This is a genomic window from Tropicimonas sp. IMCC34043 (genome assembly GCF_003390845.1).
Lineage (GTDB): Bacteria > Pseudomonadota > Alphaproteobacteria > Rhodobacterales > Rhodobacteraceae > Tropicimonas.
In genome coordinates this window covers 55,474-76,041 of record NZ_QMEK01000001.1, presented here as the reverse complement: position 1 = coordinate 76,041, position 20,568 = coordinate 55,474, and the positions used below count along the sequence as shown (strand labels likewise).

At 64.3% G+C, this 20,568-nt stretch carries 21 protein-coding genes; 10 read left to right on the top strand and 11 right to left on the bottom strand.

Annotated features, from left to right (window positions below; translation table 11 throughout):
- On the bottom strand, positions 1–1,260 hold the full coding sequence (locus tag DQG17_RS00345; protein WP_232829280.1) for an Nramp family divalent metal transporter: 1,260 nt from the start codon (positions 1,258–1,260) through the stop codon (positions 1–3).
- Positions 1,261–1,495: 235 nt separating this feature from the next.
- Between DQG17_RS00345 and mntR the strand changes: the two genes are divergently transcribed.
- From mntR to DQG17_RS00320, 5 genes are all read left to right on the top strand, one after another.
- On the top strand, positions 1,496–2,011 hold the full coding sequence (gene mntR / locus DQG17_RS00340) for a manganese-binding transcriptional regulator MntR (RefSeq protein ID WP_232829279.1): 516 nt from the start codon (positions 1,496–1,498) through the stop codon (positions 2,009–2,011).
- Positions 2,012–2,356: 345 nt separating this feature from the next.
- Positions 2,357–2,752, top strand: coding sequence for a succinate dehydrogenase, cytochrome b556 subunit (gene sdhC, locus DQG17_RS00335; RefSeq protein ID WP_116130781.1), 396 nt, complete (start codon positions 2,357–2,359; stop codon positions 2,750–2,752).
- Between the two features lie 13 nt (positions 2,753–2,765).
- Positions 2,766–3,167 carry a succinate dehydrogenase, hydrophobic membrane anchor protein gene (locus DQG17_RS00330; RefSeq protein ID WP_116130780.1) on the top strand — a complete coding sequence of 134 codons (402 nt, stop codon included), beginning with the start codon at positions 2,766–2,768 and terminating at the stop codon, positions 3,165–3,167.
- Positions 3,168–3,184: 17 nt separating this feature from the next.
- Positions 3,185–4,990, top strand: coding sequence for a succinate dehydrogenase flavoprotein subunit (gene sdhA / locus DQG17_RS00325; protein ID WP_116130779.1), 1,806 nt, complete (start codon positions 3,185–3,187; stop codon positions 4,988–4,990).
- A gap of 191 nt (positions 4,991–5,181) precedes the next feature.
- Entirely contained in the window at positions 5,182–5,961 is a 780-nt protein-coding gene (locus tag DQG17_RS00320) for a succinate dehydrogenase iron-sulfur subunit (protein WP_116130778.1), read from the top strand.
- Positions 5,962–6,286: 325 nt separating this feature from the next.
- Here DQG17_RS00320 and DQG17_RS00315 read toward each other — a convergent pair whose 3' ends face one another.
- The 6 genes from DQG17_RS00315 to DQG17_RS00290 form a co-directional block, all read right to left on the bottom strand.
- Positions 6,287–6,730 (bottom strand): hypothetical protein, encoded by a 444-nt coding sequence (locus DQG17_RS00315; RefSeq protein ID WP_157973464.1) that lies wholly within the window; start codon positions 6,728–6,730, stop codon positions 6,287–6,289.
- Between the two features lie 148 nt (positions 6,731–6,878).
- A complete protein-coding gene (locus DQG17_RS00310) occupies positions 6,879–7,838 on the bottom strand; it encodes a D-glycerate dehydrogenase (RefSeq protein WP_116130776.1) in 960 nt (319 codons plus the stop codon).
- Positions 7,838–8,176, bottom strand: a complete 339-nt coding sequence (locus DQG17_RS00305; protein WP_116130775.1) for a tRNA-binding protein — start codon at positions 8,174–8,176, stop codon at positions 7,838–7,840. Before DQG17_RS00305 ends, DQG17_RS00310 begins: the two co-directional genes overlap by 1 nt.
- The gene (proC, locus tag DQG17_RS00300) at positions 8,173–8,985 is read right to left on the bottom strand and encodes a pyrroline-5-carboxylate reductase (RefSeq protein ID WP_116130774.1); all 813 of its coding nucleotides are present in this window, start codon (positions 8,983–8,985) and stop codon (positions 8,173–8,175) included. Before proC ends, DQG17_RS00305 begins: the two co-directional genes overlap by 4 nt.
- 82 nt (positions 8,986–9,067) lie before the next feature.
- On the bottom strand, positions 9,068–9,568 hold the full coding sequence (locus tag DQG17_RS00295; protein ID WP_116130773.1) for a YbjN domain-containing protein: 501 nt from the start codon (positions 9,566–9,568) through the stop codon (positions 9,068–9,070).
- A gap of 308 nt (positions 9,569–9,876) precedes the next feature.
- On the bottom strand, positions 9,877–10,128 hold the full coding sequence (locus DQG17_RS00290) for an accessory factor UbiK family protein (protein WP_116130772.1): 252 nt from the start codon (positions 10,126–10,128) through the stop codon (positions 9,877–9,879).
- A gap of 96 nt (positions 10,129–10,224) precedes the next feature.
- Here DQG17_RS00290 and lgt point away from each other — a divergent pair, with 96 nt between their 5' ends.
- The 3 genes from lgt to pgeF are packed head-to-tail and all read left to right on the top strand — an operon-like array spanning position 10,225 to position 12,970.
- Positions 10,225–11,148 carry a prolipoprotein diacylglyceryl transferase gene (gene lgt / locus DQG17_RS00285; RefSeq protein ID WP_116130771.1) on the top strand — a complete coding sequence of 308 codons (924 nt, stop codon included), beginning with the start codon at positions 10,225–10,227 and terminating at the stop codon, positions 11,146–11,148.
- A complete protein-coding gene (locus DQG17_RS00280; RefSeq protein ID WP_116130770.1) occupies positions 11,145–12,218 on the top strand; it encodes a class I SAM-dependent methyltransferase in 1,074 nt (357 codons plus the stop codon). The genes lgt and DQG17_RS00280 overlap by 4 nt, the downstream gene beginning before the upstream one ends.
- Entirely contained in the window at positions 12,215–12,970 is a 756-nt protein-coding gene (gene pgeF / locus DQG17_RS00275; protein WP_116130769.1) for a peptidoglycan editing factor PgeF, read from the top strand. The genes DQG17_RS00280 and pgeF overlap by 4 nt, the downstream gene beginning before the upstream one ends.
- A 4-nt stretch (positions 12,971–12,974) precedes the next feature.
- On the opposite strand, the gene DQG17_RS00270 is transcribed toward pgeF, so the two are convergent.
- The 4 genes from DQG17_RS00270 to ccrA form a co-directional block, all read right to left on the bottom strand.
- Positions 12,975–14,501 carry an ATP-dependent RecD-like DNA helicase gene (locus tag DQG17_RS00270; protein ID WP_116130768.1) on the bottom strand — a complete coding sequence of 509 codons (1,527 nt, stop codon included), beginning with the start codon at positions 14,499–14,501 and terminating at the stop codon, positions 12,975–12,977.
- A 91-nt stretch (positions 14,502–14,592) separates the two neighbouring features.
- Entirely contained in the window at positions 14,593–15,234 is a 642-nt protein-coding gene (locus tag DQG17_RS00265; RefSeq protein WP_116130767.1) for an acyl-homoserine-lactone synthase, read from the bottom strand.
- 110 nt (positions 15,235–15,344) lie between these two features.
- Complete coding sequence (locus tag DQG17_RS00260; protein ID WP_116130766.1) at positions 15,345–16,058, bottom strand: LuxR family transcriptional regulator; 714 nt, start codon at positions 16,056–16,058, stop codon at positions 15,345–15,347.
- A gap of 415 nt (positions 16,059–16,473) precedes the next feature.
- Entirely contained in the window at positions 16,474–17,757 is a 1,284-nt protein-coding gene (gene ccrA / locus DQG17_RS00255; protein ID WP_116130765.1) for a crotonyl-CoA carboxylase/reductase, read from the bottom strand.
- 362 nt (positions 17,758–18,119) lie between these two features.
- Here ccrA and DQG17_RS00250 point away from each other — a divergent pair, with 362 nt between their 5' ends.
- Together DQG17_RS00250 and DQG17_RS00245 are read left to right on the top strand one after the other, a co-directional pair.
- On the top strand, positions 18,120–20,111 hold the full coding sequence (locus DQG17_RS00250) for a methylmalonyl-CoA mutase family protein (RefSeq protein WP_255415651.1): 1,992 nt from the start codon (positions 18,120–18,122) through the stop codon (positions 20,109–20,111).
- A 60-nt stretch (positions 20,112–20,171) separates the two neighbouring features.
- On the top strand, positions 20,172–20,531 hold the full coding sequence (locus tag DQG17_RS00245) for an H-NS family nucleoid-associated regulatory protein (protein WP_232829278.1): 360 nt from the start codon (positions 20,172–20,174) through the stop codon (positions 20,529–20,531).
- Positions 20,532–20,568: the final 37 nt, after the last annotated feature.

Sequence of the window (20,568 nt, the reverse complement as noted above, 5' to 3'; positions counted from 1 at the left end):
TCAGCCCGCCGCCAAGCCCGGCATTGGCACGCCAAAGACCTGCGCCAGCAGCACGAAATTCAGCGACAGCACCGCCGTCGCGCCCAGAATTGCCAGCACCCGCACCACCGGCCCGATCCGGTACTCGCCCATCACTTCGCGCTGGCCACTGAACAGGATCAGCGCGATCATCGGCACCGGCAGGGCGATCGACAGCACGACCTGGCTCATCACCAGCGCGTCGGTCGCATTCACCCCCATCGCCACCACCACGAAGGCCGGCACCATCGTCACCGCCCGCCGCACCCAGATCGGGATGCGGATCCGCAGGAATCCCTGCATGATCAGCTGCCCCGCCATCGTACCGACAACCGAACTCGATATCCCCGAGGCGATCAGCGATACCAGAAACACCCCCGACGCCGCCGCACCCAGCAGCGGTGTCAGCGTGTGATAGGCGGTCTCGATTTCGGCGACCTCGCTGTGGCCCTGATGAAAGGCGCTCGCCGCCATCATCACCATCGCCATGTTGACAAGCCCCGCCGCCGCCAGCGCCACGATCACCTCGCGGTTGGAAAACCGCAGCACCAGCCGCCGCGCGGCCTCGTCCCGGATCGACGCGCGGTTCTGGGTCAGCCCCGAATGCAGATAGATCGCATGCGGCATCACCGTCGCCCCGATGATCCCGACCGCAATGGTCAGTGCCGTGGCATCGGGCAGCGCAGGGGTCACCATCCCCATCGCCGCCTCGCCCCAGTTGATCGGGGCGATCCAGACCTCGATCAGATAGCAAAGCCCGATGACCGCCACGAGCGCACCGATGATCAGCTCCATCGGGCGGAACCCCCGGCCCTCGAACATCAGGATCCCGTAGGTCACGATCGCGGTCACGATCATTCCGTAAAGCAGCGGCATGCCTGCCAGCAGCGACAGACCGATCGCGCCGCCGAGGAACTCGGCCAGATCGGTCGCCATGGCGGCAATCTCGCTGACCCCCCACATCGCCAGCACGACGGGCCGCGGAAAGCGGTCGCGGCAAAGTTCTGCCAGGTTGCGCCCGGTGACGATCCCCAGCCGCGCCGACAGGCCCTGAAACAGCATGGCAATCAGGTTGGCCAGCACCACCACCCACAGCAGGGTATAGCCATAGCCGGCCCCGGCCTGGATGTTGGTCGCATAATTGCCCGGATCCATATAGGCCACCGAGGCCACCACGGCCGGCCCGAAGAACAGCAGCGTGGCCCGCGGCCCGCGCAGCTTGCCCTGCAGCACCAGATCCATGCCGGCTCTCGTGCGTCCCGTCGTGGACCCGTCCATTTACCGTCACCCCGATTGCACCCGTTGCGGGCCGCTGGTGCCGAAATGAAGCCGTGGCTACACTTATGTCAACTGGCAACGCGGGCAGTGCGGACCTTCGCCCGAAACATGGCTCGATGGTGGTGCGGAATTGCAAAATGTAGCCATGGCTGTAATCTGTACCCAAGATTGCAACCCCGCTCAGACCGGAGGGCGCCCCGTGCCAGCCGACCCACTCGACCGATCCGCTGCCGCGCCAGGGCCTGAGCGCGCCGAAACCGGTGCCGAGCAGGAAACGGCCTGTCAGCCCGACCGCTTCAACCGCGCCCGCGCCGCGCAGGCCGCGACGATCCTCGAGGACTATGCCGAGATGATCGGCGACCTGATTGCCGAATTCGGCGAGGCGCGGGTCACGGACATTGCCCACCGCATGGGGGTAACTCATCCCACCGCCACCAAGGCGGTCGCCCGATTGCGACGCGAGGGGCTGGCGATCTCGCGCCCCTATCGCGGCATTTTCCTGACCGACGAAGGCGAGGCGCTGGCCGGCCGGGTGCGCGCCCGCCACCGCACGGTGGTCGACCTGCTGGTCGCCGTTGGCGTGCCGGCCGAGACCGCCGAGATGGACGCCGAAGGCATGGAACACCATGTCTCGCGCACGACGCTGCGCGCGTTCGAGGACTATCTTCGCCAGATCGACGCTCCGCCGGGCACCGAATCCTCCAGTCAGGACTGAGGCGCCCGCAGTTGCGAAGGATCGGAGCAAGCCCCGCGTTTCCCCGATCACATGCCATTGCTCCCCGGTCGCGAGCGCGTCTCTCAGGACCCTTCTTCACCGCAAATGTCAGCATTGGCTGGCCCCGAAGCGTGCCCGAACCAGCGCCTGTGACCGGCCGTGCCCTCGGGTTGCCTGGCCCGGCGCCTGCCCCTCGCCCTGTCCTGCCGCCGGGGCTCTGCGACATGTTGCGCCGATTTACCGCGCCGGAGCGCACCGCATCCGCGTGACACTGCCGCGAGAAGTATTAGAGAAAGGGTCGAAAGGCGGGTCGCACCCCGCGCAAACAAAAGGGAGCCAGATCTCATGGCAGATGTGAATCAGGGGAACCGTCCTCTGTCGCCCCACCTTCAGATCTACAGGACGCACATCCTCATGGTCAGCTCGATCCTGATCCGGATCACGGGCAACGGATTGACCGTCGGAATCGTTCTGGTGCTGTGGTGGCTTCTGGCCGCAGCGGCCGGCCCCGAAGCTTATGCCGCGAACATGGAATGGCTGACCGGCTGGTGGCTTGCCTATATCGTCTGGTTCGGCCTGATCTGGGCGCTGAGCTATCACATGCTCGGCGGCATCCGGCACATCATCTGGGACGAAGCCGTAGGGCTGGATCTGAAAACAGCCGAAAAGCTCGGCTGGGCCATCGTGATCGGATCGGGCGCACTTGCCGTCGTGATCTCGATCTTCATGCTCATCCTCTGAACCGGAGCCAGCCATGCACTATATTACAGATCGCAAGCGCGCCGCCGGCAAGGGGTCGCTCGCCCATGGGGCGGATCACCAGCTTCAGGTGACCTACTCCTCCTACATGATGGCCATCCTGGTCGTCCTGTTCCTGATCCGCATCGCCCCGTTGATCGGGGCCCCCTACGAAGTGGTCCTGGCCGGCCTGACCTCGCCGTTCAACACGGTGATCTGCGGCCTCTTCATTGTCAGCACCACCTATCACTGGCGCTTTAACATCAAGAAGGTGTTCGAGGATTACGTCCCCAAGGGCTGGGACTTCGCCGGAATGATCATCACAACTGCGCTCGGCTGGTTCTTCTGTGGCCTCGGTCTCTATTCCCTGGTCAAGCTGATGATCATCAAGGCGATGATCATCGTCCTTGCCCTCTGAGCCCCCCGGAGACGAAAATGTCCGCATACGATATCCAACACCACATCTATGACGTTGTCGTGGTCGGCGCCGGCGGCGCTGGTCTGCGCGCAACGCTCGGCATGGCCGAACAAGGGCTCAAGACGGCCTGCGTGACCAAGGTCTTCCCGACCCGGTCCCACACCGTCGCCGCCCAGGGCGGCATCGCCGCCTCGCTGTCGAACATGGGTCCCGACCACTGGCAGTGGCACATGTACGACACCGTCAAGGGCTCTGACTGGCTCGGCGACACCGACGCGATGGAATACCTCGCCCGTGAAGCCCCGAAGGCCGTCTACGAGCTTGAACACTACGGCGTTCCGTTCTCGCGCACGGAAAAGGGCAAGATCTATCAGCGGCCCTTCGGCGGCCACACCACCGAGTTCGGCGAAGGCCCCCCGGTGCAGCGCACCTGTGCTGCCGCCGACCGCACCGGCCACGCCATCCTGCACACGCTCTATGGCCAGTCGCTGAAGCACGACGCGCAGTTCTTTGTCGAATACTTCGCCACCGACCTGATCATGGCCGAAGACGGCACCTGCCAGGGCGTTCTGGCCTGGAAACTCGACGACGGCACCCTGCACGCCTTCAGCGCCAAGATGGTGGTGCTGGCGACCGGCGGCTATGGCCGGGCCTATTTCTCGGCGACCTCGGCGCACACCTGCACCGGCGACGGCAACGGCATGATCGCCCGTCAGGGACTGCCGCTGCAGGACATGGAGTTCGTGCAGTTCCACCCGACCGGCATCTACGGCTCGGGCTGCCTGATCACCGAAGGCGCCCGCGGCGAGGGTGGCTACCTCACCAACTCCGAGGGCGAGCGGTTCATGGAACGCTATGCGCCCACCTACAAGGATCTTGCCTCGCGTGACGTGGTCAGCCGCTGCATGACGATCGAGATCCGCGAGGGCCGCGGCGTCGGCCCGAACAAGGATCACATCTACCTGCACCTCAACCACCTGCCCCCCGAAGTGCTGGCCGAGCGCCTTCCGGGCATCACCGAAAGCGCCGAGATCTTCGCCGGTGTGGACCTGACAAAGGAACCGATCCCGGTTCTGCCGACGGTCCACTACAACATGGGCGGCATCCCGACGAACTATTGGGGCGAGGTGCTGAACCCGACCGAGGACAATCCCGACGCCATCGCACCCGGCCTGATGGCCGTGGGCGAAGCCGGCTGCGCCTCGGTGCACGGGGCCAACCGGCTTGGCTCCAACTCGCTGATCGACCTCGTCGTCTTCGGTCGCGCCGCCGCCATCAAGGCGGGTACGGTGGTCGACCCGACCGAGGCCAACCCCGAGTTGAACCAGGCCAGCCTCGACGCGGCAATCGCCCGGTTCGACCGTTTCCGTCATGCCGACGGCAACGTGTCAACCGCCGACCTGCGCGACGAGATGCAGAAGACCATGCAATCGGACGCAGCCGTCTTCCGCACCGACAAGACGCTGGCCGAAGGCGTCGTCAAGATGATGAACGTTGCCGAGAAGATGGACGACATCAAGGTCACCGACCGGTCGATGGTCTGGAACAGCGATCTCATGGAGACGCTGGAGCTGGACAACCTGATGCCGAACGCCATGGCGACCATCGTCGGTGCCGAGGCGCGCAAGGAAAGCCGCGGGGCACATGCCTCCGAGGACCATCCGAACCGCGACGACGAGAACTGGCGCAAGCACTCGCTGGCCTATGTCGACGGGCCGCAGGTGACGCTGCGCTATCGTCCGGTGCACCTCGATCCGCTGACCACGTCCGACGAGGGCGGCATCGACCTGAAGAAGATCGCGCCGAAAGCGCGGGTCTATTGATTTCGCGGCGCCGCCGGTCTGACCGGCGGCGCCCTTCCCCCCACGCTGCCCGACCCGACGCAGCGCATTGGTTTCCACGCGGCCTGTCCACCTCCGATAGCGACATCGTGTCCCCGGAATGTGCGCCCAGGCGATTGGTTCCAAGGCCGCTTTGGGTTTAGGGTCGGCCCGAGACCAGGTCGGAGAACAACATGGTTCAGTTCACCCTACCCAAGAACTCCAAGATCAAGGTGGGCAAGACGTGGCCCAAGCCGGAAGGCGCAACCAACGTCCGCAAATTCGTGATCTACCGCTGGAACCCGGACGATGGGCAGAACCCGCGGCTCGACACGTATTTCCTCGACATGGACAAGTGCGGCCCGATGATCCTGGACGCGCTGATCAAGATCAAGAACGAGCTTGATCCGACCCTGACCTTCCGCCGCTCCTGCCGCGAAGGGATCTGCGGGTCCTGCGCGATGAACATCAACGGGATCAACAAGCTTGCCTGTATCTGGGGGATCAACGACCAGAAGGGCGACATCAAGATCTATCCGCTGCCGCACATGCCGGTGGTCAAGGATCTGGTGCCGGACCTGACGTTGTTCTATGCCCAGCACGCCTCGATCATGCCGTGGCTTGAAACCAAGACACCGGCGCCCGAAAAGGAATGGCTGCAAAGCCCCGAGGACCGCGCCAAGCTTGACGGCCTCTACGAATGCGTGCTCTGCGCCTCCTGCACCGCGTCCTGCCCGGCCTATTGGTGGAACGGCGATCGCTATCTCGGCCCGGCCGCGCTGCTGCATGCCTACCGCTGGATGATCGACAGCCGCGACGAGGCGACGGGCGAGCGGCTCGACGACGTGGAAGATCCCTACAAGCTCTATCGCTGCCACGTCATCATGAACTGCACCCAGACCTGCCCCAAGGGCCTGAACCCCGGCAAGGCAATCGCCGAGATCCGTCTTCTGGCGCAGGAACGGCTGCTTTAGGCGCGCCAGTCCGTTCCAGCCGCAAATCGTCAAGCCCGGCCGCAAGGTCGGGCTTTTCACTTTGGCTCCGACGACACGCATGAAGACCGCATCGTCGGGCGCCCCACCGCGTTCGGTCGGCATATCGGCCTTCGACCGTTCGACAGCATTCGCACCCCGTTTGCCCAAGCCGCGGTCCTCAGTCCCGGTGGGGGCTCCGGAGCGAGACCAAGGCCCAAGTCTCGATGCGGAACCCGGCCTTTGTGAGGCTATCTCTGGGTCAACGGGAGAAGGGACCAGACTGACGGTCGAGACGCCACAACCAGGCCACACCCGCGAGCCACGATTACTTCACCGCCTGCGCCACCAATGTCCTGCGGTCGATGCCCCAGCGCGTCGAACCGGTCGGGCAGCAACGCGCATCGGACGGCGCCAGTGTCGTCGTGGTCAGCTCGATCCGGTCGGGCAGGAATAAGGTGTCGCGCGGATCGGTGCCATAGAGGCCGCTTACCGTACCGCTCAGCCGCCAGAGACTGCCGGGCTGGCGCGTGAAATAACCGACGCTGATGTCGAAATTGCCGGCAGCACCCTCGATGATCGGATAGACGAACCCGATCGCCTCGACCGCTGCGGCCGGATCGATATCGTTCGGCAGCCAGTAGCCGCCGTTCTCAAAGCTTCGCCCGGGCGCGAGGCCCGAGCGCATCAGTTCACCCAGATCCTGCGCCGCCGCGATCCCGGCGGGCAACCCGGCCAGCGCCAGCAGCAGGGCCAGTGTCACTCTCCGCATGGCTATCCTCCGATTCGATGGGTCCCCGAAGAATCCAAAGAGCGACCGCCGCCATCGGTCAAGTGCGATTGTCCCGGACGCCGGGGGGCTTGATGCAAGCCCTCGAAATCTGCGCATCGCCCGGCCAGAAAAGGCTGGCGCCGGTCCGTCATACCGGGTTCGGGACCGGTCGCCCTTCCAGCCCGGCGCGCAGATTTTCGAGCGCCATCCGTCCCATCGCCTCGCGCACGTCCAGCGCGGCCGTCCCCAGATGCGGCAGCAAGGCGACGTTCTCCAGCGCCAGCAGCCCCTCGGACACCTTCGGTTCGAACTCGTAGACGTCGAGCCCCGCTCCGGCGATCTGCCCCGCCTCCAGTGCCACCACCAGCGCGCTTTCGTCGACGATGTCGCCGCGGGCAATGTTGACCAGATAGGCCGTGGGCTTCATCGCCGCCAATTGCTCCGCCCCGATCAGATGCCAGGTCAGCGGGGTCGAGGGCAAGGCGATCACCACCACATCGGCACCGCCCAGCACCTGTTCGAGCGTTTCGAGCTGGCGGGCGGGAAACCCGAGGTCAGGCACCTTCGAGCGGTTGAAGAACACGATCTCCATGCCGAATCCCAGATGCGCCCGCTTTGCCACAGCCTTGCCGATCCGCCCCATGCCGATGATGCCGAGCGTCTTGCCGGTCACATGGGTGCCCAACATCTGGGTCGGCTTCCATCCGGTCCAGTCGCCACGGCGCAACAGCCGCTCGCCCTCGCCCGCCCGCCGGCAGGTCATCAGCATCAGCAGAATGCCGATATCGGCGGTGGCATCGGTCACGGTGTCGGGCGTGTTGGTGACCAGGACCCCGCAGGCGCGCGCCGCGCCCGGGTCGATATGGTCGATGCCGGCGCCGAAATTCGCCAATATCTTGCAGCGCGGGCGGTCCAGATCGAAGGCCGGAACGCTGAAATCGTCGCCATGGGACGAAACGATGCCGTCAAAGCTGGCCAGCGCATCGCGCGCCTCGGCCGCCGTCAGCCCCTTTGCGGCATCGAGCACATGGATATCGGCCAGACGCCCGGCTTCGGCCATGACGGCATCGGGCAGATGGCGGGTGATCAGAACCTTCGGTCGCGTCATCAGAACATCCTTCCGCCAAGCGGCACGTCACGCTCGGGTGTCAGCAAAACCACCTCGCCATCGGCATCGGGAATGCCGAGCACGAGAACCTCGGACCTCACCGGGCCGATCTGGCGCGCCGGAAAATTCACAACCGCCAGAACCAGACGCCCGGGAAGCTCCTCGAGGCTATAGTGGCGGGTGATCTGCGCAGACGATTTGCGTTCGCCGATCTCGGGGCCGAAATCGACGCGAAGCCGGTAAGCGGGCTTTCTGGCCTCGGGAAAGGGCTCGGCCGCCACGATCCGCCCGACCCGGATATCGACCTTCAGGAAATCGTCAAAGGCAATCGTGCTCATCGCGACAACTCGCGGCTGCGGTCGGCGGCGGCGCCGACGGCACGGCACAGCAAAACCGGAAAGCCGTCCTCCTCGCTCATCAGCACCTCGAGCGCCTCGGCCGTCGTGCCCTTGGGCGAGGTGACGTCGATCCTCAGTTGCTCGGCGGACTTGTCGGATTGTCGAAGCAACTCACCCGCCCCGACGATTGTGGCGCGCGCCAGCTTCATGGCAAGCTCGGGCGGCAGACCCTGTGCCTCGCCAGCCAGCGCCAGCGCCTCGACAAGATGGAACACATAGGCAGGACCGGAGCCCGAAACCCCGGTGACCGCATCGATCTGGCCTTCATTGTCGAGCCGGACCACCTCGCCCACCGCCGACAGCAGCGCTTCGGCCAACGCCAGATGCGCGGGCCCCGCCGCCGCGTTGCCGACAATCGCGGTGATGCCGCGGCTGACCGCCGCCGGCGTATTCGGCATGGCGCGAACCACCGGGGTCTCGGCGCCAAGGACACTTTCGTAAAATGAGATCGGGGTTCCGGCAGCAACGCTGAGATAGAGCGTCTTGCCCCCCTTCCAGCGCGCGACCCGTGGCAGCGCCTCGGCCATCATCTGCGGCTTGACGGCCAGCAGGACGACAGCCGGCGCGGACTGGGGTTCGGCGTTCAGCGTGACGCCGGCGCTTTCCAGCCAATCCGGTGGCGACGGGTCCAACACGCCCACGACCGAGGCCGGCAGGCCAGCGTCGATCCAGCCCCGCAGCAGCGCCGAGCCCATCTTGCCGCAGCCCAGAAGCACCAGGCCGCGACTCTTCACATCCTCGAGATCCATATTTGCCCCCTGTCAGTCAGGGGCGGAGGGTATGCGCGACCGCGGCGCTCTGCAATGGCGCCACGATCTGCGCGCGCCTCGCTCAGGCGCGGCCGTAGGCCTCGGCAATCGCGATCTGCAGCGCCTGTTCCGGGGTCTGATCGCTCCAGATCACAAGCTGGAAGGCGGGGTAATAGCGTTCGGCGGCCATCACGGCGGTGCCGATCAACCGGTCGATCTGATCGGGGCTGGCCATTTGCCCACCGGCCAGCACGAGACCATAGCGATAGGTCATCAGCTGCTGGTCGCGCCAGTAGGTGAAGGCTCCCGCCCAGCAGGCGTCGTTGACGCGGTTCAGCGCCTCGTAAAGCGCCGGCAGCTTGGCCTCCGGCGGCTCCATCTCGAAGGTGCAGATCATCCGCAGGGTTTCGTCATAGGCCGACCAGGCCAGGGTGATCGAGTAGGTTCGCCATTGCCCCTCGACCGCCATGGCGATCTGGTCCTCGCCAACCCGGTCGAAATCCCATTCGTTGTTCTCGGCCAGGGTTTCCACGATGTCGATCGGGTGAAGGTCTTCGGAAAGGAAGTCTTCTGAAAGGGACATACCGGGCCTCTTTGGTTTTTCGCCCTGAGCTTGCTGGCAGCAACTAGGGCTAGGTGCCTGCTCTAGGTTCGGAGGAGATTTCCACCGCCCTTACCATATATGGTGCGGGCAAAGCGGCCTCTGTGTAAAGAGGATTCTTCGGTCGGTAAAGGGCAGACACACCAATATGTTGCGCGAGTGCGCACCTATTGGAAAATTCATCCCGAATGAAGCTAGCGGCAGTGCCAATTCCAGCCGGCGCTTTGCCGGGGAATCACCAAGGCCGCCGCACGTCCCGCGCGGCGGCCAGACCTGCGCGGCCGGTCAGGTCACTCGGATTTCAGCACCGCTTCGAGGGCTTCGATCCGGGCCTTGAGCGCATCGTTTTCTTCACGCGCCTTCTGCGCCATGGTGCGGGCGGCGTCGAATTCCTCGCGCGTCACGAAATCCCGATCCGCCAGCCAGCGGTCGATCATGGACTTCATGGCCGTCTCGGCCTCCTGTTTGGCACCCTGAGCCACGCCCATGGCGTTGGTCATCAGCTTTGACATGTCATCGAAAATACTGCTGCGGCTTTGCATGGCCTATCCGTCCGTTACATCTGGACCCTATATGGCCCCGCAGGCGGCAGGCCTCAAGGTTGACTTCGCCGCGATCCCACAGGCAATAGCGGTTTGATGAAAGCGCTGATCCCATTTCCCGAGCCAAGCCCCGAGCTGTTCTCGTTCTCCATGTTCGGCATGGACTTCGCGCTGCGCTGGTATGCGCTGGCCTATATCGCCGGGTTGCTCCTCGGCTGGCGGCTGCTCGTCCTGCTGATGCGCCGGCCGACGCTCTGGCCCGCCAACCGGCCGCCGATGACCGCGGCGCAGGTCGAAGAGCTGATGAGCTGGGTGATCCTCGGCGTCGTTCTGGGTGGCCGTCTGGGGTTCGTGCTGTTCTACAACCCGCTGTTTTATCTTGCCAATCCCCTGCGCATCTTCGCGCTGTGGGAGGGCGGGATGTCGTTTCACGGCGGGCTGCTCGGGGTGATTCTGGCCACCTGGATCTTTACCGGACGCAATGCCATCCCGCGGCTTTCCGCCGCCGATGCGATGGCGATCGCGACGCCGCCGGGGCTGTTCTTTGGCCGGATTGCCAATTTCATCAACGGCGAGCTCTGGGGCCGGGCCAGCGATGCGCCTTGGGCGATGAAATTCCCGACCATGTGCAGCGATCCGGCGATGCAAGGCTGCGCCGAGGCCGGCAAGTGGTTCTATTATGGCGACGAACTGGCGCGGCACCCGAGCCAGCTTTACGAGGCCGGGCTCGAAGGTTTGGTGCTGGGCGCGGTCCTGCTGTGGCTGGTGCTGCGACGCGGGGCGCTGAAGGTGCCCGGACTGGCCGCGGGCGTGTTCTTTGCCGGCTATGGGATCGCACGCTTCGTGGTCGAGTTCTTCCGCCAGCCCGACGCGCAATTCGTCGGCCCCGGCAATCCGTCGGGTCATGTGATCGGCCTGGGCGGTTATGGCGTTACCATGGGCCAGCTTCTGTCGCTGCCGATGCTGGCGCTCGGGCTCATGCTGGTGGCGATTGCCCTTCGCCGCAGGTCGATGCCGTGACCGACCTTGCGCAGGATCTGGCCCGCCGGATCGCCGCGACCGGCCCGCTTGGCCTCGACGCCTTCATGGCGGCCTGCCTGTTCGACCCCGAACGGGGTTACTATACCACGCGCGAGGTCTTCGGACGGGCCGGCGATTTCACCACCGCGCCCGAAATCAGCCAGATGTTCGGCGAACTGGTGGGCCTGGCACTGGCGCAAGGCTGGCTCGACCAGGGGCGCCCTGCCCCCAGCGTTCTGGCCGAGCTTGGCCCCGGCCGCGGCACCCTGATGCGGGACGCGCTGCGCGCAACCGGCCGGGTGCCGGGGTTCCATGTGGCGACGCATCTGCATCTGCTGGAGGCCAGCCCGCGCCTGCGCGATCTGCAGCGGGCGGCTTTGGGAAACCACGAGGCGGTCTGGATCGGCGGCATCGCGGATTTGCCGCACGCGCCGCTGTTCCTGATCGCCAACGAATTCCTCGATGCGCTGCCGATCCGGCAGTTTCGCCGCGACGGGGCGGGCTGGCGCGAACGGGAGGTGGCGCTGTCCTCGGGCAGGCTGGCGTTCGATTTCGCGCAGCCGGGGCCGGTCCCCGCGCTCGACCACCGTCTGGGCGATACCGAACCGGGCGAAATCGTCGAGCTTTGCCCCGCCCTGCCCGGCATCGTTGCCAGAATCGCGGGGCAGATTGCCGACCGCGGCGGGCTGGCGCTCGTCATCGACTATGGCGACTGGAGATCGCGGGGGGACACGTTGCAGGCGGTGCAGGACCACCGCTTTGCCGATCCGCTGGCAGCCCCCGGCCGGGCCGACCTGACCGCCCATGTGGATTTCGAAGCGGTCGCCGCCGCCGCGCAAGCGGCCGGCGCCGCCGTGACCCCGATGACGCCGCAAGGTGTCTGGCTGGAGCGGCTTGGCATCACCGAACGCGCCCGGGCGCTCGCCGCCCATATCCGTGACGAATCCGCTCTGGCATCCCATGTTGCCGCGCATCGCCGCTTGACCCACCCCGAGGAAATGGGTTCGCTCTTCAAAGTCATCGGCATTCATTCGCCCGAAACCCCATTGCCCCCCGGATTTGCAACATGACCCTCGAAATTCTCACCGCCGACAGCCTGTCGCCCCTGCGCCACGGGTTCTTCACCCGCCGCGGCGGCGCCTCCTCGGGGGTATTCGAGGGATTGAATTGCGGCCCGGGATCGTCGGACCAGAGCGAAATCGTGGCGATCAACCGCGACCGCGTCGCCCAGGCCATGGGCGTCGGATCGGGCCAGCTGATCTCGATGAACCAGATCCACTCGGCCAATGTCATCACCCTCGACTCGGCACCGACCGACCGGCCGGATGCCGACGGGATGGTGACGGCCACCCCCGGGATCGCGCTTGCGGTGCTGACGGCCGATTGCCAGCCGGTGCTGTTTGCCGATCACGAGGCCCAGGTGATCGGGGCGGCGCACGCGGGCTGGCGCGGTGCACTTGGCGGCGTGCTTGAGGCGGTGCTTGACGCGATGGAGCAGCTTGGTGCCAACCGCGAGCGGATCAGCGCGGTGATCGGCCCCACGATCTCGCAGCGCGCCTATGAGGTCGGCTGGGAGTTTTTCGACGAGTTCATCGCCGAAGATCCCGACAACCAGCGGTTCTTTGCGGGCAGCGGCGGCGAAAAGCCATACTTCGACCTGCCCGCCTACAGCCTCGCGCGGATGCGCGCGGCCGGCATCGGTCAGGCCAGCTGGACCCGGCACTGCACCTATTCCGACCCGGAACGGTTCTATTCCTATCGCCGGTCGGTACATCGGGGCGAGGCGGATTATGGCCGGCTGATTTCTGTGGTCCGGCTTTAGGCCGTCACAGTTCGGCCGGGGTCAGTGACAGGGCGGTCTGCGGCACCGGCAGATCCGCGATGTCGAGCGGCGACCTTGGCCGCGCAAGGCGATAGCGGGTAACCCAGATCAGCCGCTCTTCGGCGCGCGTGATCGCCACATAGGCCAGTCGTTTCCAGAGCGGTTGGCCCGCCTCGACCCGGCCTGCACGCGCGGCGGCATAGAGATCGGGGGCAAAGACCTGGACGGCGGGCCATTGCGAGCCCTGCGCCTTGTGAATCGTGACAGCAGCCCCATGCAGGAACGCCGCGCCCATGTTGGCGGCAAAGGGAATGAACGGCTCTTCCTCGCCCGGCATCTCGATCTTGATGATCGAGGCCGCCGAAAGCCGCGGATCCTCGGTTCCGATCACATGCAGGCGCGAGAATCCGGGGCGACGCCCGGGGCCAAGCCAGATCACCTGCGCGCCCTTGATCAGGCCCCGTGCCTCGAGGTCGAGCCGCTTCTTGCGGTGCTTGAGCGGCAGCTCGATCCCGTCGCAGATCAGCGGCTCGCCCGGCAGCAGACCGTCGGGCGGCGCGTCATAGGCGGTGCGGAAAGCGTTGATCAGCCGGATTCTTGTGGCGTTGCGCCAGACCAGCACCGGCGAGCGCGCCATCAATTCGGCATCGACCCGGCCCGCGATCTCGACCCGCGGATCATCGCGGGCAGCCTGTTCGATCATCCGCTCGAACTGCTCGAAATCGAGATCCGGGTCGGACAATGCGTGGGCGAGATCGAGAATCGGGCTGTCGCCGGCCTGACGGTGAACGCGGTGGAGTTCGATCCGGTTCGCCTCGGGGAGGGTTTCGAAGACCATGGCGCCGGAATTGTTGACAGGGGCCAACTGCGCCGGGTCGCCGAACAGTATCAGGGTCGGAAAGATCTCGCGCAGGTCGTCGAATTGCCGGGTGTCGAGCATCGAGCTTTCGTCGACAAAGCCGATATCGAGCGGCTCGTCGCGCCGCTTCCAGCCGGTGATGAAATCGGACCCGCGCAGTCCTGCGACCGCAAGCGCGCCGGGGATCGACTTGTGGGTCTGAAAAAACGCATGGGCGCGGTCAAGCGCGGCATCTGTCAGCCCCTCGACCGTCGGGCGCTCACCCTGGCCGGCAAGCCAGGCCGCGATCTTTTCGTATTCCGGATCGTAGACCGGGGTATAGAGTATGCGGTGGATCGTCGTTGCAGGCACGCCGCGGTTACGCAGCACGCTTGCCGCCTTGTTGGTCGGTGCCAGAATCGCCAGCGTACGCCGGTCGCGCCGACGCCGTCCTTCCCAATCGCCCGAGACGATTTCGACGCCTGCGGCCAGCAGATCGCCGGCAAGCCGCGCAAGCAGAAGGGTCTTTCCCGATCCCGCCTTGCCGATGACCGCCAGAAGTCCGGTGGCGGAATCGTCCCGTGGGGTCAGGGCATCGTTCACAAGATCCACGCCGGCCGAGGCCAGAACCTCCGTCGCGCGATCCCAGGCTTCGGCCTGGTCGTCCGAGAATGTTACGACGGGGACGGCCATGGCCGGAGCCTAGCGACGAATGCGGTGATGTTCCAGCCAGGAGAGCCGCGATCCGTCCCGGGAATTCGCGGCTCTTCCTTTGAGGAACAGGTCACGCGATCTTCGCAAGCTCCATCGGCGGCTCAACACGGTTGAACGAGCGGTTGATCCAGCTGAGCGAGGTAGCGCGATCGATGCCAAGACGGGCGAGCGTCGGCTTCCAGGCTTCGGGCTTCATTTCCCAAAGGCCGACGCCGATGCGATCCTTGCCTTCGCCCGCAGTCCCGATCACATCGGGTTCCACGTGGTACAGGCGATAGATCCGCTCCATCCGCGGGTCGAAGACGCCGCAGAAGTGCATCAGATGGTAGAGCTCCATCAGCTCGCCCCCACCCAGAACCAGCGCAGCCGCGGCGCGGCGGTCGGCGCGCGGCGAGATGCAGAACCGCGTGCACTCCCAGATCAGGGGTGATTCGATCTTCACCCCGTCCGTCAGATGCGAGAAATGCTCGTTGATCATGGTCCGGCCAACTGTGGGCAGGAAGCGCATGGAGCCCCCGTGGGTGCCGTCGTCGAGCTCCCAGATCACGTATAGCGGGTTCAGGATGTCGTATTGATCGCGTTCTTCGCCGCGATCGTTAACATTTACTTCCCACCCGAGCCTCCGAGAGAACTGGTCGGCGCGGTCGCGAAACATGGTGTCACGCAGCGTGGGGTAGCGATTGAGGTCGTTTCCGTAGATGTACCGTAGCATATTGATTGGCTCCTTTCCGTCCGGTACGGAAAGGATTGGCCCAACTTGGTTAACAAGGTCCTACGCAGACCCTAGGTCACCTTAACAAATTCGCACGATTCACGATTTCGTCATACGACGATGAGCCCTCGGCTCAGCGCACGGGCCACGGCATGGGTTGTATTCATGGCGCCAAGCTTGTGGCGCGCGGCCTCGATATAGACCCGAAGGGTATGTTCCGAGATGTCCATCTCCTGCGCCGCTTGCGCGCGGTTCATCCCACGCGCCAGATAGGTCATCGCCGCCAACTCCCGCGGCGACAGCGCCGGAACCGGAGCCGAGTCGCCGCCACTTTCAAATTCCAACGCCTTCTTGTTGAATTCGTGGGCGATTATCATCAAGTCTCTCAGGTTGCCGTCGATGAAGCGGGTCCACTCGTAATCCTCGCAACTATCCGACGCCGTGAACAGGGCGAACTGGCCGGAGGGACCGCGAATCGGGATGGTGAAGCCTTGGTTGCCAACACCAAACTCGATTGCCTCCTTCAGGAAGGCCCGTGCTGCACGACTGGTCCAGTCGAGGTCTTTCCAGTCGACCGGCGTAAATCGTTGAAAACACCCGAGGATGACCGGATCCATCCGCAGATAGTCTTTCTCGACGTAACGGTCGACCCATTCCTGGCTGTATGTCCCGGCCCCGAACCGCTCGCCGACGGCATTCACCCAGTGGTAAACGATGTGCGCAACACCATAATGATCTCTAAGACGCTCGGTCGCACTCTGAAGGCCACCAACATCCGTGGCGGCCTGAACGTATTCACACAGATCGTCGAGCGTCTCCTGCATATATGGCCGCTTCCGGCAACCTCCTCGACGTTAGGGACGGCACCAAGAGGCCTTCCTGCAGGGAAAACTCGGACGAAGCGACCCCAATGGCAACTTCAAGCTGTTGTTCCAACGCCGGAAGTTCGCATTCGCGGGCATACGCCCGAAGATCGGCCAGTACGTCCAGCATCCAATAATGGGTCATATCAGAACCTCGGTTCGGGAGGATAGCGAATTATCCCCGCAGCCATAGCACGGGACATTTACGCCACATAACTCACGGCTTTATCCTCCCCAGATGTGGCGAGCCGGCCACCGGCCAAGCCATTGAATATAAATAAATTTGAGCCATGCCGAACAGACGGCCCGCCCCGCCGAGCGGAACCGGCCGTCATTGGCGCTATAGAATCACCTGCTTTTTGCGCACACTCACCTGCTATCTGCGCGCGGCGAGGGCGTCTTCGAAGGTCCGCAGACCGGTCGTCGGGGCCTGGACCAGAACCGCCATGTTGCCCGGCTTGTGCTGATTCTTGAGCATCTTCATGTGGGCGGTCGGGATCTCTTCCCAGGGGAAGACCTCGGACATGCAGGGGTCGATTCGCCGTTCGATCATCAGCCGGTTGGCCGCCGCGGCCTGTTTGAGGTGCGCGAAGTGGCTACCCTGCACACGCTTCTGGTGCATCCACAGATACCGGACGTCGAAGGTGCAGTTGAACCCCGAGGTGCCGGCACAGATCACCACCATGCCGCCCTTCTTGACGACGAAGGTCGAGACCGGGAACGTTGCCTCGCCGGGGTGTTCGAACACCATGTCGACGTTCACGCCCTTGCCGGTGATGTCCCAGATCGCCTTGCCGAATTTGCGCACTTCCTTGAACCAGGCCGCGTATTCGGGCGTGTTGACCGTGGGCAGCTGGCCCCAGCAGGAAAAGTCCTTTCGGTTGATCACGCCCTTTGCGCCAAGGCCCATGACAAAGGGGCGCTTGTCCTCCTCCGAGATCACGCCGATCGCATTGGCACCGGCGGCGTTGATCAGCTGGATCGCGAACGAGCCGAGACCGCCCGAGGCGCCCCAGACCAGAACGTTCTGGCCCGGCTTCAACTCGTGCGGGTGATGGCCAAACAGCATCCGGTAGGCGGTTGCCAGTGTCAGGGTGTAACAGGCACTTTCTTCCCAGGTCAGATGCTGCGGACGCGGCAAAAGCTGCTGCGCCTGGACGCGGGTGAACTGGGCGAACGACCCGTCCGGCGTCTCATAGCCCCAGATCCGCTGGCTGGGCGAGAACATCGGATCGCCACCGTTGCATTCCTCGTCGTCGCCGTCGTCCTGGTTGCAGTGAATCACGACCTCGTCGCCGACCTTCCAGCGATTGACCTTGTCGCCGACGGCCCAGACGATGCCAGAGGCATCCGAACCCGCGATGTGATAATCGGCGCCATGACCGTCGAAGGGCGAGATCGGGATGCCGAGCCCGGCCCAGACACCGTTATAGTTGACGCCCGCCGCCATGACGAGAACCAGCACTTCGTGGCTGTCGAGCTTGGGGGTATCGACGACCTCGACCTGAAACGACTTGTCCGGCTCGCCGTGCCGCTCGCGACGGATTGTCCAAGCGTACATCTTGGCGGGCACGTAGCCCATCGGGGGCATTTCGCCGATCTCGTACAGCTCCTTCTCAGGCGCTTCGTAGGTTGCGTGGTTCATGTCGTCCAGAGCCATCCAAGCCTCCACCATAGTACGTGCCGCAATGCAGAATCATCACGGCTGCTCGTAGTGGATTAGAGATCTTGGCGCAACTTATCAACAGTGCTGCTAAGGTTTTTGAAACTTTATGTCGCCACCGAAGAGTCCATGGCGCCCTCGACGGCATCGGCATTCTGCCGCCTGCCCTCCCGTTTCTGCCGTCTCAGGGCTGCGCCTGCCCGGACAATCCCCGCTGCAGCCGCCTGGGCGGCCTCAATACAGCCTTCCGGCAATTACCGGCATTGCCGAGGCCGCCCTCTGTCACACCCGCCGCATTGCAGCGAATTGACACCGCCACAATCTTTCGCATAGTTGCTCCAGATCGGAATATTATTGCCATTCCCCAGTCGCGAGGCCCGCCGATGACCGATACCCAGAAAGACCAGCCTTGGCTTTTCCGCACCTATGCCGGGCATTCCACGGCCAAGGCCTCGAACGAACTTTATCGCAACAACCTTTCCAGGGGTCAGACCGGCCTTTCGGTCGCGTTCGACCTGCCGACCCAGACCGGCTATGACAGCGACCACGAACTTGCCCGGGGTGAGGTCGGCAAAGTGGGCGTGCCGGTGGCGCATCTGGGCGACATGCGGGCGCTGTTCGACCAGATCCCGCTCGAACAGATGAACACCTCGATGACGATCAATGCGACCGCGCCCTGGCTGCTGTCGCTCTATGTCGCCGTGGCCGAGGAACAGGGCGCAGACGTGTCGAAACTGCAGGGCACGGTGCAGAACGACCTGATCAAGGAATACCTGTCGCGCGGCACCTATATCTGCCCGCCGAAGCCATCGCTGAAGATGATCACCGACGTCGCGGAATATTGCTATCGCGAGATCCCGAAGTGGAACCCGATGAACGTCTGCTCGTACCACCTGCAAGAGGCCGGCGCGACGCCCGAGCAGGAACTGGCCTTCGCGCTGGCAACCGGCCAGGCGGTGCTGGACGGGTTGCGGGGGAAGGTGGCGGACAAGGACTTTCCGAAACTCGTCGGACGCATCTCGTTCTTCGTCAACGCGGGCATCCGCTTTGTGACCGAGATGTGCAAGATGCGTGCCTTCGCGGAGCTCTGGGACGAGATCTGCCGCGACCGCTATGGTGTCACCGAAGAGAAATACCGCCGCTTCCGCTATGGCGTGCAGGTCAACAGCCTCGGCCTGACCGAACAGCAGCCCGAGAACAACGTTTATCGCATCCTGATCGAGATGCTGGCGGTGACACTGTCGAAACGCGCCCGCGCCCGCGCCGTGCAGTTGCCGGCCTGGAACGAGGCGCTGGGACTGCCGCGGCCCTGGGACCAGCAATGGTCGCTGCGGATGCAGCAGATCATGGCCTACGAGACCGACCTGCTGGAATACGACGACCTGTTCGATGGCAACCCTGCGGTCGATCGCAAGGTCGAGTCGCTGAAGGACGGCGCGCGCGCCGAACTGGCCAATATCGAAAGCATGGGCGGCGCCATCGGGGCGATCGAGTACATGAAGGCGCAACTGGTCAATTCCAACGCCGACCGTCTGGTCGGCATCGAACAGGGCCAGACCGTGGTCGTCGGTGTCAACCGCTGGACCGAGGCCGAGCCTTCGCCGCTGGTCGGTGCCGATGGCGGCATCATGGTGGTCGATCCGGCGATGGAACAGGATCAGATCGGCCGGCTCGAGGCCTGGCGCGCGGGCCGCGACGCCGCGGCTGTCGCCGCAGCGCTCGACCGGCTGCGTCAGGCGGCGCAGGCGGGCGACAACATCATGCCGCCGTCGATTGCCGCGGCCAAGGCCGGCGCGACTACTGGCGAATGGGCCGGGGTCATGCGCGAGGTCCACGGGCAGTACCGCGGCCCGACCGGGGTCTCGCGCTCGATCTCGAACAAGACCGAGGGGCTCGATCACATTCGCGAAGCCGTTGATGCGGTCTCCGACCGGCTTGGCCGGCGGCTGAAGTTCTTCATGGGCAAACCGGGACTCGACGGCCATTCAAACGGGGCCGAACAGATCGCCTTCCGCGCCCGCGATTGCGGCATGGAGATCGAATACGAAGGCATCCGCCTTACCCCCGATGAAATTGCCCTAGCGGCATCCAGGGAACGTCCCAATGTGATCGGCCTGTCGATCCTGTCAGGCAGCCATATACCGTTGGTCTCGGATATCATTGCGAAATTGAACGATGCCGGAATTGGTCACATTCCCGTGATTGTCGGGGGCATCATCCCCGATGACGATGCCGCTACATTGCTGTCCATCGGAGTCAGCAAGGTTTACACACCAAAAGATTTCGAGCTCAACAAAATCATGATGGATATCGTTATGCTTGCCGACCCGTCAAAAATGGCCGCTGAATAGGCAATTGCCGCTCCGAAGAGCGGACATCAAGAAATTGGCAATTGATTTCTCCCGGAGGTTGTGGCTTTTAATCGCCATAACTTCGGAGAAACGAACTTGCACGACCTGAACACACTCTCGAGAACCGAGCTCGAACAGCTCAAGATCGATGTCGATGCGGCCCTGTCCAGCCTTGCGGAACGCGAACGGCGTGCCGCGCTCGATGCCGCGATAAAGGCGGCGGCGGCACATGGCTTCCGCCTCGACGAACTGACGGCCGACCCGTCGTTGCGAATGCGCGCGCGGATGAAGTCAAAGAACCCCGCGAAATTCCGCAACCCCGAGAACCCGGAACAGACCTGGTCCGGCCGCGGGCGCAAACCGCAATGGATCAAGGACGCCGAAGCGGAAGGTGCGAACATAGAAGAGTTTTCTATCTGATCGCAGCCCCGTTCAGGTCCGGTCCCCCAAGGCCGGC